This window comes from Dyadobacter sp. UC 10 (assembly GCF_008369915.1).
Taxonomy (GTDB): domain Bacteria; phylum Bacteroidota; class Bacteroidia; order Cytophagales; family Spirosomataceae; genus Dyadobacter.
The window spans coordinates 6,000,453-6,015,102 of the sequence record NZ_VSRN01000001.1 but is presented as its reverse complement, the minus strand read 5'-3'; the positions used below and the strand labels follow the sequence as shown (position 1 = coordinate 6,015,102).

At 47.1% G+C, this 14,650-nt stretch carries 8 protein-coding genes; 7 read left to right on the top strand and 1 reads right to left on the bottom strand.

The window, feature by feature from the left end; genetic code table 11:
* Positions 1–35: 35 nt before the first annotated feature.
* On the bottom strand, positions 36–3,293 hold the full coding sequence (locus FXO21_RS24960) for a SusC/RagA family TonB-linked outer membrane protein (RefSeq protein WP_149642637.1): 3,258 nt from the start codon (positions 3,291–3,293) through the stop codon (positions 36–38).
* 699 nt (positions 3,294–3,992) lie between these two features.
* Here FXO21_RS24960 and FXO21_RS24955 point away from each other — a divergent pair.
* The 7 genes from FXO21_RS24955 (at position 3,993) to FXO21_RS24925 (ending at position 14,520) form a co-directional block, all read left to right on the top strand.
* Positions 3,993–4,214: a response regulator transcription factor gene (locus FXO21_RS24955; protein ID WP_149642636.1), complete on the top strand. Its 222-nt coding sequence runs from the start codon at positions 3,993–3,995 to the stop codon at positions 4,212–4,214.
* Positions 4,215–4,279: 65 nt separating this feature from the next.
* Positions 4,280–4,912: a hypothetical protein gene (locus tag FXO21_RS24950; RefSeq protein ID WP_149642635.1), complete on the top strand. Its 633-nt coding sequence runs from the start codon at positions 4,280–4,282 to the stop codon at positions 4,910–4,912.
* 159 nt (positions 4,913–5,071) lie between these two features.
* Positions 5,072–6,799, top strand: coding sequence for a family 16 glycoside hydrolase (locus tag FXO21_RS24945; protein ID WP_149642634.1), 1,728 nt, complete (start codon positions 5,072–5,074; stop codon positions 6,797–6,799).
* A 27-nt stretch (positions 6,800–6,826) separates the two neighbouring features.
* Complete coding sequence (locus tag FXO21_RS24940; RefSeq protein ID WP_149642633.1) at positions 6,827–8,824, top strand: plastocyanin/azurin family copper-binding protein; 1,998 nt, start codon at positions 6,827–6,829, stop codon at positions 8,822–8,824.
* Positions 8,825–8,999: 175 nt separating this feature from the next.
* Entirely contained in the window at positions 9,000–9,626 is a 627-nt protein-coding gene (locus tag FXO21_RS24935; protein ID WP_225865851.1) for an RNA polymerase sigma factor, read from the top strand.
* 133 nt (positions 9,627–9,759) lie between these two features.
* Positions 9,760–10,857 carry a FecR family protein gene (locus FXO21_RS24930; protein ID WP_149642632.1) on the top strand — a complete coding sequence of 366 codons (1,098 nt, stop codon included), beginning with the start codon at positions 9,760–9,762 and terminating at the stop codon, positions 10,855–10,857.
* 198 nt (positions 10,858–11,055) lie between these two features.
* Positions 11,056–14,520, top strand: a complete 3,465-nt coding sequence (locus FXO21_RS24925; RefSeq protein ID WP_225865850.1) for a SusC/RagA family TonB-linked outer membrane protein — start codon at positions 11,056–11,058, stop codon at positions 14,518–14,520.
* Positions 14,521–14,650 lie beyond the last annotated feature (130 nt).

Below are 14,650 nucleotides of genomic sequence, written 5' to 3'. Positions count from 1 at the left end.
ACCAATATTTTCAAATGACAGATTAAAACCAGAGACTAGAATGTGAGGCTTACATTAACCCCGTAGCGACGCACAGAAGGCGTTTGCAGATCAGAGCTGCCGCCCGATACGAACTGGTTCAGGTCCAGATCTTTCTTCTCCGCGAAATACAACAGGTTTCTTCCTACCAAAGACACCGATGCATTGTGGATAAATTTGCTTTTTGTCAGCCAGCTTTGTGGAAGCGTATAGCCCAAAACCACCTCGCGCAGCATTCCGAAAGACCGGCTCATCAAATTACCCTCGTCGCTGTTATAATAGCGGCTTACCCAATCCTGCACGTTTTGCGCAGTTGCATTAGGCTTGAAGTTTAGTTCCGCGAGATTGGTGATCTTCCCGTCTGCATCAAAATTAAGCGCAGCTCCATTCGCCACCTGCACACCTTCCCCCACATACGTTTTGTTTTCGGTATTGTTCTTGAATGCCTGGTAATCCGTTTCTCTGGAAGCTCCTAACTGCCCCTGGATCAGCTCAATATGGCGACCACCACGGAAAGTTTGCTTCTGAATATAGTTAGAGATCACCCCACCGAAACGACCATCGAACTGGAAGCTGAAATTGATATTCTTATAATTGAATTTGTTGTTGATACCCAATACGAATTTTGGATTAACATACCCCAGGAACTGGTTCACAGGCGAATAAATTGGCCTCCCCGAATCGTCGTTAATGATCTGCCCGTCAGTTGTTTTTGCAAATGCGCGACCATAATATTTGTCCATCCTGTCGCCCACACGGAAGAAGGTGTTCAATGCGTCCTGGCCAGGATAAATTTCGGTCAATACCTCTTTGAAAGTGGAGTAGTTGGCTACTATATCCCAATTGAACCCATTTTCGCTACGGATTGGCGAACCGCTAAGAGAGGCCTCCCACCCCGTTTTTTTGGTTTTGATACCGTTCACAAGTGCCGAGCTGTAACCCGTTGTAGTCGACACCGGCAGCGCGAAGATCCTCGGGCCGTCGTTTGAAACGAAATAAGTTACGTCAAGTCCGAGCCTGTTTTCCATCACACGTACATCCAGACCAGCTTCCGTTTGTGAGGATGTATTTGGTACTAAACCAGGATTATCAAGCTGATTGGTGAAATAAGCTGCAGGCGTATTGTTGTATGCAAACGGTGTTGAATATACCGCTGCATTCTGGTAAGAAGGGCCATCATATGGAGACCTGTACTGATCACCATATTCCAGCGGGTTTGTATTACTTGACGTCGTACCGATCGTTGACGCAGTCAAACCGTCTTTCACATTGGCATAAGATCCGCGAATTTTTAGGAATGAAATTAGCTCAGGCAGCTGAACATAGTCAGAAATAACAGTAGATAAAGCAATTGACGGATAAAAGAAAGAATTGCTTCCCGAAGGCAAGGTTGACAATTTGTCCACCCTTCCCGTCGCTGAGAGTGTAAAATAGTCTTTAAATGTAAAATCGGCAGAATAATAGGCTGACGCAACACGCATCGCAGAATTGAAGTTCTGAATTTTCACCGGATTAGCTGAGTTGCTGAAATTATACAGGCCCGGTACGTTAAGATAATTCGTTGAGCCGTAAGAAGAATTATATTCGAAACTACGGATATTTCCTCCAAGCCATATCTTCGCATTCAAACCAGGAACAATATCCTTATCAAACTTCACTAGAATATCCGTATTGTTTTCAAACAAATTTCGGCGGTCTTCACGATAATCTCCCCTGCGCTCGTCTCGGCCATATGAACCAGCTGAATAAGGCATTTTTTCATTTCTGAACAAACTCCAAGTCGTGATCTGTGACCGTAATGTGGCTTCCAGGAAGTCGGTAAACTGGTAAGTCATCGCCGCCTGACCGATAATATCAGACTTCTGGTGACCTCTGAGCCACTCGTAGCTCATGAAATAGGGATTATTATAACGCTGGTACTCGGCATAGATCTGTTGCAAACCTTCCTTACCCGGCTGCCAGTAATTGCGCATTTCATCCACATCCCAGTCAGCTCCGGCCCATAATACAATATTGTAAATGATCGAGTTAGGCCCGTAGTTGATATCAGGGATATTCGGCGTATACTGACGGTTGTATTGCAGGGATGAATTGAATTTCAGCTTTTTCGAGAAATTATAATCCGCCACCATATTAAAATTTGTGATATTCAACTTGGTATTCGGAACAATTCCTTTTTGATGCGTGTGGGAAGTCGAAAACCGGATGTTGTATTTCTCTCCCGACGCCGACACAGATACATTATTGGTTGAAAGCAAACCCGGTCGCAAAAATCTCGACAGGTTATCCTTGCCTCGCGCTACCCACGGAGTTCCCTGCCGCTTGCCCGTCACGGGATCCACGGGGCTGTCGTACTGGGGAATAAGCTGGCCTTCAAACTTCGGTCCCCAGCCCCCATCATAGTCGCCGTCATTCAAACCCCCTCCTTTTCCGTCTCCAAATGCATAGCGTCCGTGATCACCCGGGCCGTACAGATCCTGCACTTTCGGGATTGCGTAAAAACTGTTGTCGACCATTGTAGACGAATTGAAATCGACCGAAAACCCTCTTTTATCCTTTGAACCACGTTTGGTGGTGATCAGGATCGCACCATTTTTCCCGCGAAAACCATACAGTGCGGAAGCAGATGCTCCTTTTAATACGGAATAAGTGTCGATATCGTCCGGGCTGACATTCCAGGTATCGGAATTGACAGGTACACCGTCCACAACAAACAGAATATCTGAATTACCTCTGAGCTGGATGTTCGGTTTGCGTAGCAATTCGGGCTGTATCCCAACTGTAAGGCCAGCTACTTTACCGGCCAGTGCATTGATTGCATTAGGCTCCCGCGCCTTGACGATCGATGCGCCTTCGACAGTCTGAATCGCTACACCGATCCTTCTGATGTCCTTTTTAATACCAAGGGCAGTAACCACAACCTCGTTTAGCTGGCGCAGGTCGGTAGACATCACAACATCCACACTGCTGCGCCCATTTACACTAACTTCCTGAGAAGCAAACCCCAGGAATGAGAAAGTCAACACCGGAGCATTGCCCCGCACGTCTATTTTGTAATTTCCCTCAGCATCGGTAATGGTACCTATCGTTGTTCCTTTCAGCACAATGCTGACGCCCGGAATCGGGACGTTGTCCTCCTTCGAAGTCACCTTTCCGGTCACATCCGTCTGTGCAACAACTGCCTGCGAAAACAGGAGAAAAGCGGTGAGGAGAATGGCTTGCCTGCTTCGTCCCAAGAAACCAGGCCGCAAGAGAAAGTAGAAATGTTCAATCATGTGCAGAAACGTTTTAATTGTTATTATTAAGAAAAGACCTTGGCACTGAGACCGTTATTTCAAAATACAAACATGCGGGATTGGAAACCGATATGTGTTAAGTATTTATTAACTTACTATGAACAAATCAACCATCGCCAATGTGGCTCAGAGATATTGAAAGACTGAGATAGAAAAAATCTGTATTGAACAATAAACAGTTAGGAGAGTAACCGCTCTTCGACTTTCGGCACATTATCATTGTTGCCTGATGAAGGGGGGATTGCATTAAATTTAAGAATTTTTTTTAAAAGAAAATGCGCCTACCTCAGCTCACATGTTCTTCTAATCAAGCACCTTACAAGAAGTTGCATTCAGATTGCTATTTTCTGTATAAAGAACTAAAATAATTGGAGCCGAAGTTGTCTCAATGAAGAATCGGGAGCGGGCCGCGCATATTACTTTTCTGCTAGGTACGCTAATACACTATCCCAAGCTGCCGGTCAGCCGGGGTTGCACACTTCCTCGATATAAATTTAAATCTCATTAAACATTTGTAAGATTTTCCAGGCAGGAATTAGGTTCCGCTTATTTTGTTGGCACAAGCCTCCCAAATGATCTGATTTTCAACAGAATAATTCATACTAGCCGGTTAAAAAACACCCCCCCCCTAAATGAATTTATTTTCACTAGTATTCGTCGGGCAAATTCATCAACATTATGTTTACAAAGAGAGAGCTCGAAGTTTTAAACCTGATCGCCGAAGGATACGGCACAGAAGCGATCGCGCAGCAGCTGTGCAGAACAACTGAGACGATTAAAAGTCATCGGAAAAACATTCGTGTCAAAGCACAGAGAAGTGGTGATACCCTCACGTCACTATCAGTTTTTGCGATTATGTACATCAAGAAGTTAGCCGAATCAAATGAAAAATCCCCCTAAAGGAGGGATTTACAAGCTGTTAACATTGATATAGCTTTGCAAAGAACTTTAAACAAACAGAAGTCATGAAAAAAACTTTTCTTTTTGTCACACTGTGTTTTATTGCGGCGGTAGTGTGCTTCTTTTCCTGCGAAAAGTCCGACGGTAACGTATCCAAACAAGTCTTCTTACAAGATGCGCCAAATTTGGCAACTCAAAATCAAGGTTTTTATAGCAAGGTTGGCAAAGTGGATGTTATTAACGCGCCTGGCGGCGATCAAAAGCAGCTTATCATCAAGCTTCACGATTCAAGTATCAATCCGTATGAAATCAGGCTCTATTTCGCCGGCGGCACGGATGCTCCCGTTCTGAAATCAGGAAAATATGAGGTTTTGTTTTTACGCTCTGCGCTCATTATAAACGATCCCGTTTCTGGCAAAAAGACCGAATTTGTGGTGAGGAATGACATCTTTAATGAAATGAAGGCTAAGCTACCCGAAAACTATCTATCCTCAAATGCAGTAGAATCGGTTGGAATTGCAGTGTACGGTAACCACGACAATAAAAAAGGTGGTGCTGATCTGGTTCCAACATGTGCGACCTCGGGTGGGCCTGGTGCAGTTTCATGCTCAAACACTTGCTGCAGCGTATCCTGCACAACCGGTTACTATGCATCCTGTAAATCCGACTGCATTTGCATCAAATCGTCATCAAATTGAACAGATCCAGTTTCACACCAAAAGCCACTATATGTGGCTTTTTTTATCTCTAAGGAATATGCTATTTAATTGAAAATTAATTACAATTAATGAGAGCTTTTAGAAGAAAAATTTGCGAACTTCGCTTTTTAATTGTAAACAATACACTTAATAAAGCCGATGCATTATTTTTTCCGGAAAGTCTCCCTTTTTTTGCTCGCTTGCCCGGCGGTAGTCTGGGGGCAATCGGGTAAAGGAAATTACTCACCCCTGCCCCTTAAAGATCTTACCTCATTTGAAACCAGTTCGCCAAACTGGACCATCCAGGGAAATATCACAATCCATCCATCGGGAACCGGTAAAGTCAAAACCCAGTCAGGCGAAGGCATACTGATCGGCAACCCCGGCGCGGTCATTACAACCAAGCTAAAAGCCAGCGACCTGCGCTTTTATGCAGAGTTCATTCTTTCTCCTGGCGCAGAAGGGTTTCTTGTATTGCCAGGTGGTCAGAAAGTGCGAATTTCCGACAGCAGCAAACTTAAAGGTGAGAGTGCTCTTACTTCCGGCTATGCGGGCCAATTCCCTACTCAAAATGCGGCCAAGGCACCGGGCTTGTGGCAAACGATCGAACTGGCCTATGATGCATCTGTCGACAATCTACCAAACTCCGCCCGCCTGAATACTTTGTCGCTCAACGGCGTTCGAGTTCTGGAAACCATCTACCTGCCTGGCTCCAAACCGGTTGCCGAAGGCCATCCGCTTGCGCTGGAAGTGGCAAAAGGGACTATTGCATTCAGAAATATCGGGTACCAGCTCCTCGCCAGTCGTAAACCATTGACATTAGCAGGGCTTAATTACAAAGTATATTCCGACCAGTGGGACAGTAAGGAATATAGCAAACTCGATCACGAAGGCTCCTCCGCGGCATTGACCCAGGAAGTAACCAACGGGATGCGGCAATTTCATCTGGTTTACGAAGGGGAAATGGAAGTGAGCGAAGCCGGCGACTACATTTTTACAACGATTTACTCGGGCCCGCTACTTACATTGGATATTGATGGGAAAAGCGTACTTGCCACAGGCGAAAGCACTTCACAGGAAACGCACCAGGGTTTGGCCAACTTAACCCAGGGGAAACATAAGTTCAAAATCCACTACTCCCGTTTTCCGTGGAGACAGCCTGCACTGGGCCTGAGAGTCGAAAAAGCAGGCATTCGTCCGTACGATCTGCATACCCTTTCATCGCTTCCGGAGCCTGAGCCCAAGCCTTACATTAGTGTAAATCCTAACATGCGTCCGGAAATGGTGCGTTCTTTTATTTTACTAGATGGTGAAAAATCAAAACGGACCCACTGTATTTCGGTTGGAAGCCCGGATGGCTGGAATTACACAGTGGATCTCAACCGAGGTGCATTACTCCAGGCATGGAAAGGCAAGTTTGCCGACGTTACCGAAATGTGGTATGAACGCGGCGAGCCGCAATTATTGTTTCCCGCAGGCCTGAAAGTACACGTCTCAGGCAGAAGCAGCCTGGCGGCGTTAGAAAACAGCAATACTGCCTGGCCCGACTCAGCCAATATCAACTTTCTCGGGTATAATATCAATCCGCAAGGTTACCCGGTTTTCCGCTATGCGCTGGGGACAGCTACTGTAACCGACGAGCTGGTATCTAATGGAAATACATTGTCACGTACTTTCCAGGTTCAGGGAAATTCCGAAAAACCTCTGTATGCATTACTGGCAAGCGGCAAAAAGGTCGTGGAAATTGAGAAAGGGCTTTACCAGATCGATGATCAGTTTTATGTACAGACAGACAAGAAGGTAAAGCCTCTGATCCGGCCAGCCGGCGGGGTTCAGGAACTGGTTCTCCCGATCTCAGGCACCACCGGCTACTCCATGTTTTGGTAAAATCACTCCACTCGCATTCTTTTTTAAATGAAAAATATACTCTTAACAACGCTTATTTCCTTCGGCTGCCTGAATGCCTATTCGCAATCCAAGCCAAACAAGGAAGACGATTTTTACCGCATTATTACCATACCGATTCCTGAGGATATTAAAATGGAAATAGGCGGAATGCAGGTCCTGCCCGACGGCCGGCTCGCTACTTCAACGCGTCGGGGGGAAGTGTGGATGATCGGAAATCCTTATCTGAAAGGCGACGGGAAACCTTCATTTCAGAAATTTGCGTCGGGGCTGCATGAGCCGCTTGGACTTTTGTACCGGGGCAAAGATTTTCTGATATCCCAGCGCGGAGAAGTGACGCGCCTGGCCGATACAAATAATGACGGCGTGGCCGACGTGTACGATTCATTCGCAAAATGGCCATTGTCCGGAAATTACCACCAATATTCTTACGGACCTGTGGCGATGCCGAATGGTGAACTGCTTGTAACCCTGAACCTTGACTGGGTGGGCCGCGGCGCGAGTGGATCCAAATGGAGAGGCTGGATGCTGAAATTGGGCGAAGACGGAAAACTTACGCCCTATGCGACCGGCTTGCGCTCCCCATCCGGATTCGGTTCTTATAAAGGCGATATTTTTTATACTGAAAACCAGGGCGACTGGGTAGCCTCAGGCAGAATGACACACCTTGAGAAAGGCGACTTCGCAGGTAATCCAGCAGGCTTGAAATGGAGCAAAGAAGAAGGCTCACCGGTGAAGATCACAGCAAGCGAAGTACCTAACACCGGAGAACCGCTTTATGATGTGGCCAAAAAAGTCCCGGGCATCAAGCCACCCGCGGTATGGTTCCCGCATACGCTGGTAGGTATTTCTACTTCCGATTTTAAGGAAGACATAACCAATGGCGCATTTGGTCCCTTCGCCGGTCAAATGTTTGTAGGCGATCAAGGCCACAGCATCATTACACGCGTTGATCTTGAAAAGGTAAACGGCGTGTGGCAGGGAACCGTTTTTCCTTTCCGCGAAGGATTTATGTCGGGAATTTTACGACTGGAATGGGGCCTCGACGGATCGATGTTCGTTGGTCAGACGAGCCGGGGCTGGTCGGCTACCGGCAAGTCGGAATTTGGAATTCAACGACTGGTATGGACAGGTAAAATGCCTTTTGAAATGAAAACCGTCCGTTCCATGCCCGATGGATTTGAGATCACATTCACCACTCCGATTGACAAGGCTGCCGCCGCCGCCCAGGATGCTTACAAACTGAATAGTTTTACTTACAAATACCACTCTACATATGGCAGCCCGATCATTAATACGGAGGAGGTACCACTAAAAGGGATCGTCGTTTCAGAGGACGGCATGCGCGTGAGGCTGGTTGTTGATCCGGCTTCACTTCGAAAAGGATATATTCATGAGATTAAGGCCGATGGCGTAAAAGGAACAGACGGCAATGCATTGTTACATGCAACTGCTTACTACACGCTCAATGAAATCGCAGCCGGCAATCCGGTCAGCAGCGCGCAGTTTACAACAACCGTAAAAGCTGCCGAAATTGATCATAGCGCCCACACCATGCCTGCTGAAACCAGCGCTTCGAATACGGCGGCTTCCGCAAAAAGAGTGACCGAGATGCCTGCCAGCTGGACGAAAGGCCCCGATCAGACGATCACAATCGGCACTGTCCCGGGCCTTAAATTCGATATTTCAGAAATTCAGGTGAAAGCTGGTTCACGTGTAAGGATCGTCTTCAACAACAATGACGATATGCTTCATAATCTGGTGATTACCAAGCCAGGTACAGCCAACGCAGTGGGCGAAGCTGGCTTGAATTTGGGTTTAAAAGGTTCAGAAATGAATTATGTCCCGAAAACGAACGATGTACTTTTTCACAGTAACATTGTAGAGCCTGAAAAATCTGAGTCGATCTATTTTACTGCCCCAAAGCAAGCTGGTACTTACCAGTACGTTTGCACATTCCCCGGCCACTACACCATGATGCAGGGGAAAATGAAAGTGGTTAAATAATATCTAAAATCTTCCTCAGGATGGGGTCAACCAACCCTATTCTGCGGAAGTAACTTCCTTCTTTCTTTAAATAAACAAATTGGGCTTTCGACGCAAGGAGATTAAAAGTTAAGCCTGCTTTCAGTAGCATAATTCTTCGAATAAATTAAACAAACCCGATATTACTATTTGAGATTTGAGCGTAGAAGAAAGCAAATATTACCCCTGCGATGTAAGCGTCCGTCTCTGGCAAAGATTCAAGGCGGGTGACGCAGATGCTATGGGAAAGCTCGCCCAGATCCATTACCGTGCACTTTATAACTACGCGTGCAAATTTTCCTCCGATCCGGACTTTATCCGGGATGCTATTCAGGAACTTTACATGGACCTTTGGGAACGCAGGACGTTCCTGAGTGAAACTGCATTTGTAAAATCCTATTTACTTAAAGCGCTCAGACACAGGCTGATCAAGGAAAGCGTTCGCCTGAAACGCATCCAGCAAACGGAATCGCTCTTCTTCGACGAAGATGGATCCGATCCTTCTGTTGAGGTACACATGATTGCCGACGAGCATAGTCGTCACCAGCAGGGACGCTTGAATCAAATCATTTCCCTTCTTTCGAAAAGGCAGCAGGAGATTATTTACCTGCGATTTTACCAAAATCTCGATCACGAAGATATCTCCAATGTAATGGGACTCGGCCGACAAAGCGTCGCCAACCTGCTTTACCGTACATTAAAAGAAATCAAGGAGATCTGGACGCCCGCCGAATTTTTCTGGCTCTTCGCGCTCGGATACTGGTTTTTCGCAACCAGTTTCTGACATTCCCGGCACCTGCTTTATCACTATTTCAAATTTATTTTGATTTTTTTGGTTATAGCCCCGCTAAAACCTGACATACCTATTCAAACAGGTACCAGTTCGGAAGCGTCACCATGATTTCAGCATTTACACAATGATTAACTACCGGTCGCATTCAGTTGAAGAATTTGCCGCGGACGAAATGTTCCGGCGATGGGTCACTGACCCTACACCTGAGCTATCGTTCTTCTGGAACCGGTGGACGGACGAAAATCCAGACAAACTGCACGTAATAAGCCTGGCAAGGGAACTGGTACTTTCTGTTAACAGCCTTTACAAGGACGATTTGACGGACGAAATGCTCCGCCATGAAATCGAAGAAATCACGCGCATTGCGGAAGAAAGAAAACATAACCGCCGCCTGGGCTCCTATCTGCCGGCGATTTGGAAAGCAGCTGCCGCAATATTGCTGGTTTCGGGCCTCGGAATAAGCTACTATCACGTGAAACAGACTGAAAAACAAGCCTTTACCATCAATCTGCCAGAGGCTGGGCTGTCTGAGATGGTAGTGCATACCAATGATGATCTGCCTGAAATGACCGTTTTGCTGAGCGACAAAAGCGTAGCCACATTATCGAAAGGAAGCTCTATCAGGTATCCAAAAAAGTTTGGTTCAAAAGAGAGGCGCGTGTATCTGAAAGGCGAGGCATTTTTCGATGTAAGCAAAAATGAGAACCAGCCATTCCTGGTATATACGAACGAAACAGTTACCAAAGTGCTGGGTACCAGTTTTCGCGTGAAGGCTTTTGACGAAGAAAGTACAGTGCTGGTTGCTGTGAAAACAGGCCGTGTTTCGGTTTTTCCAAAAAAAGATTACGAGGATACTGAGGAAGCAACCGCTGAGCGGAAATCAGGTATCGTCCTCAGCCCCAACGAACAGGCAGTTTTTATCAGAAAGGAAAACCGGCTCGAAAGAGGTAGTGTCTCACGTCCTGAAATCCTGGTTGAATCGATCGTACGGAAAGACCAGATATTTGATGACAAGCCGGTTTCAGAAGTATTGCACGACTTGCAGAAGATATACGGGATACAGATCCGCTACGACGCCGGGATCCTTGCGCAATGCCGGATCAATGCACAGTTTGGCGACGAAAACCTGAAACAGCGGATCAATGCGGTTTGCCAGGCAATTGGAGCTACATATGAAATGATTGACGGCCAGGTAATTATCACCTCAGAAGGTTGTATCTGAACAATAGCAACACACAGACTTAGCCTCCCTCACCACTGAAGTTTTACATAACCAATACCTTCGCTTTGCCTATGAAGAAATCGTTGTACTAAATTATTAACGGCAGTGTTCGCCCTGCCGCCGCCCTGCACTCCTTGTCAGCCCGACGCAGGAGGATTCTGTCCCATCTTTCTCCATACAGAACAAACAATTAAGAGCATGAAAAAATACCGATACCAATCACGGCTGCTTTACATCGCCACGAGAATAGCACTCTTCCAGTTAATTATTGCCCTTTCTTCCTCCAACATATCGTCTGCTTTTCACGTGGGCGCGCAGGATGTTCTTAACCAGCGTATTACGATCCAGGTGAATAACCAGGACATGAAAACAGTGCTCAGCAGGCTGAATAAGCTCACGCAGGTCAGGTTCACCTATAATTCCTCACTGATCAAGGCACAGCGGCGCGTTTCGATCAATGCAGTCGAAAAGCCGCTTGGCGACGTACTGAATGAACTTTTCAGGCCGATTAATGTCACGTATAAGATCGAGGGTAAGCAGATCGTGCTGATCAAAAACAGCCCGGAACCAGGCAGCCACCTGATTGAAGTAACAGCTCCCTCGGCAATCGACCGAACGGTTACGGGCAAGGTTTCCGATGAAAAAGGGCAGCCGCTTCCGGGTGTAAGTATTGTAGTGAAGGGGCTTAAAACCGGTACTGCAACCAATACCGAGGGAAATTTCGAAATCAATGTGCCGGACTCCGGCGGTATACTGATATTCTCCTATGTCGGTTATTCGCCGCAGGAAATTACCCTTGGCAGCCAATCGGCATACGACGTGACCATGCAGCCCGATGTGCGGAACCTCGAAATGGTGGTGGTGACTGCATTAGGCATCAAAAGAGATGCGAAAAAACTGGGCTATTCGACCGCAACCATTGACACAGAAGAAATTACAACGAACCGTACGACGAACCTTGGTAACAGTTTACAGGGAAAAGTAGCCGGCCTGAACGTGACGCCGCCAGCCAGCGGGCCGGGAGGATCGACCAAGATCCGCATCCGTGGGCAATCGTCATTTGGCGGAAATAATTCGCCGCTTATTATCGTGAATGGCGTTCCGATCAACAACAGCAGCGTATCGGCCGGGGGCTCGAACGGCAATGGTACGGGCAACCCTACCGGTGGTTCATCGGATGCAGGTGACGGTTTGCAAAGTATCAACCAGGATGATATTGAATCGATGACGGTTTTGAAAGGAGCGGCAGCGGCAGCGTTATATGGATTCCGTGCGAAAGACGGCGCGATCATTATTACCACTAAAAGCGGCAGCAAGACCACTGGTATCGGCGTCGAGATCAATTCGAATTTTCAGGCACAGGAAGCACTCGATTATACCGATTTCCAGTATGAATATGGCCAGGGAGAGTTTGGAAAAAGGCAGACGAGCGTTGCAGAGGCACAGAGCTCCGGTGTTTTTGCTTTTGGAGAAAAATTCGACGGTGCGCTTACTCCGCAATTTGACGGCAGCATGCAGCCCTATTCTCCTCACAAAGACCGCATTAAGAAATTTTACCGGACAGGTACCAGTTTTACCAATTCCATTGCGCTTTCAGGCGGAAATGAAAAGGGAAACTTCCGGTTATCTTTTGCGAATACCGACGCGAATGCGATCATGCCCAATTCGGACTACCATAAAAGGATCTTCAATCTTGGCCTGAATTACAAATTCTCAAAAAGACTTTCGGCGCAGGTAAATGCCAATTACTCAAACGAATACAACAAAAATCCGCCCCAGATTGGCATTCAGGACATGAATGCCAATACGACCATTTATACGCTGGCGACGAGCATCGATACGGATTGGCTTAAAAACCGCAAAGACGCGAATGGTAACGAAATGCCGCTGGCGCGGTTTACAAACCGTAATAATCCCTACTGGGTTGCCAATGATCGTTTCGAAAATGTACGGCGCGACCGGATCTTTGGAAATACCTCCCTGCGCTACGATTTTACCGACTGGCTGTTTATTCAGGGCCGCATCGGACAGGATTACTTCACCCGCCCGTATAACTACAACCGCCCAACGGGTACCCGCTCGATCGGAGCAGTCGCGACTGGTTTTAACGGATACTACTACCAGGATGTGGCAACTTTCCGGGAAAGAAATATGGACTTCCTTATCGGTGCAAACCGGACCTTCGGGGATTTCGGCATTGATATTACCCTTGGCGGTAACCAGATGCTGCAAATCAATGACAATGTGTCGACCGCTGTAACCAACTTTTATGTACGTGATTTGTATACCATTGCCAACGGCCAGGTTAAGAACCCTAATTATACTTATGGCAAAAAGAAGGTCAATTCCCTTTACGGAGCCGCCGAGTTTTCTTATAAAGGTTTTCTTTTCGTAAACGTAACCGGCAGGAATGATTGGTTTTCTACCTTAAACCCACAATCCAACAGCTACCTCTACCCCTCCGTGAGCGGAAGTTTCGTATTCAGCCAGGCTTTCAACAACACGCCTGAGTGGTTGAACTATGGTAAGTTACGGGCGGCTTATGCAGAAGTGGGCGGCGATACGGACCCTTATTCGAACAACCTGTATTACGGTATCAATGCAAATCCGTTCAATGGGACCGCATTGGGTAATCTTCCTTCAACCGTCAGCCCGAACGCGAATCTGCGTCCGTTGAAAGTGAAGGAAACCGAGGTTGGTCTCGAAATGAAAACCTTCGACAGCCGTCTAAACATTGACGTTTCGCTTTACCGAAAATACACGGTCGACGAAATCCTGAACGTCGATATTTCCAACACTTCAGGTTTCAGCCAGACCAAGGTGAATGTGGGGGAATTGCGTAACCAGGGAGTCGAGTTTCTCGTGACATTGGTACCGTTCAGAACCGACGGCTTTACCTGGGAAACCACATTCAACGGAAGTTACAATATCAGCAAAGTGCTCGAACTCGCCCCAGGGCCGCCACGCCAGCCCCGGTTTGATGTAGGAACAGGCGAATTCTTCGGGATCGTTTCGCATGAACTCGATAAGCCCCTCGCTTCCCTGCGCGGATTTGACTATAAAAGAGACGCACAAGGCCGCATTGTGACCTCCGGCGGGCTTCCGCAGCAAGGTGCGCTGACCACTTTCGGCAGTGCGATCCCTAAATGGGTGGGCGCCTGGATTAATAACTTCAATGTAAAAGGTTTTCGCGTTACAACGCAGATCGACTTCAAAGCAGGGCACAAAATCCTTTCCAACTCCAACCTCAACTTCCTGAGGGAGGGACTTTCCAAGCCTTCGCTGGTGGGCCGCGAGGGGGGGGTATTGCTCGAAGGCGTGACCGCCGATGGAACACCTAATGCGCAGCGTGTGGAAGCTGAACAGTTTTATACCGCATATCGAAGCACAAATATTGCTACCCCGTTTGTATACAATGGTGCCTTCGTGAGATGGAGAACGCTTTCAGTCAGTTACGACCTGTCCAGATTCCTTCGAGACAAAACTTTCATCAAAGGCCTGAGCATTTCCGCCATGTGCAATAACGTGCTGATGATCAAAAAGTACATCGATAACCTCGACCCGGAAGCACAGGTATCCGCATCGGACAATTTACAGGGAATAGAAACCCACACGCTTCCGACTACCAGAAGCTATGGGGTTAATTTGAATATTAAGTTGTGAAAAGGGAGGAATGGAGGAAAGGAGGAATGGAGGAAATATTAGCATTTCTACTGCGGCAATTCAGTCATTCAGTCATTCACTCATTCACTCATTCATCATTCCACGACGGATCATTCAATCATTCATTCAT

Excerpts from the sequence above, each read along its gene's own strand:
- FXO21_RS24960 (WP_149642637.1), bottom strand. The coding sequence starts at position 3,293 with ATGATTGAACATTTCTACTTTCTCTTGCGGCCTGGTTTCTTGGGACGA.
- FXO21_RS24950 (WP_149642635.1), top strand. The coding sequence starts at position 4,280 with ATGAAAAAAACTTTTCTTTTTGTCACACTGTGTTTTATTGCGGCGGTA.
- FXO21_RS24930 (WP_149642632.1), top strand. The coding sequence starts at position 9,760 with ATGATTAACTACCGGTCGCATTCAGTTGAAGAATTTGCCGCGGACGAA.
- FXO21_RS24940 (WP_149642633.1), top strand. The coding sequence starts at position 6,827 with ATGAAAAATATACTCTTAACAACGCTTATTTCCTTCGGCTGCCTGAAT.
- FXO21_RS24955 (WP_149642636.1), top strand. The coding sequence starts at position 3,993 with ATGTTTACAAAGAGAGAGCTCGAAGTTTTAAACCTGATCGCCGAAGGA.
- FXO21_RS24945 (WP_149642634.1), top strand. The coding sequence starts at position 5,072 with ATGCATTATTTTTTCCGGAAAGTCTCCCTTTTTTTGCTCGCTTGCCCG.
- FXO21_RS24925 (WP_225865850.1), top strand. The coding sequence starts at position 11,056 with ATGAAAAAATACCGATACCAATCACGGCTGCTTTACATCGCCACGAGA.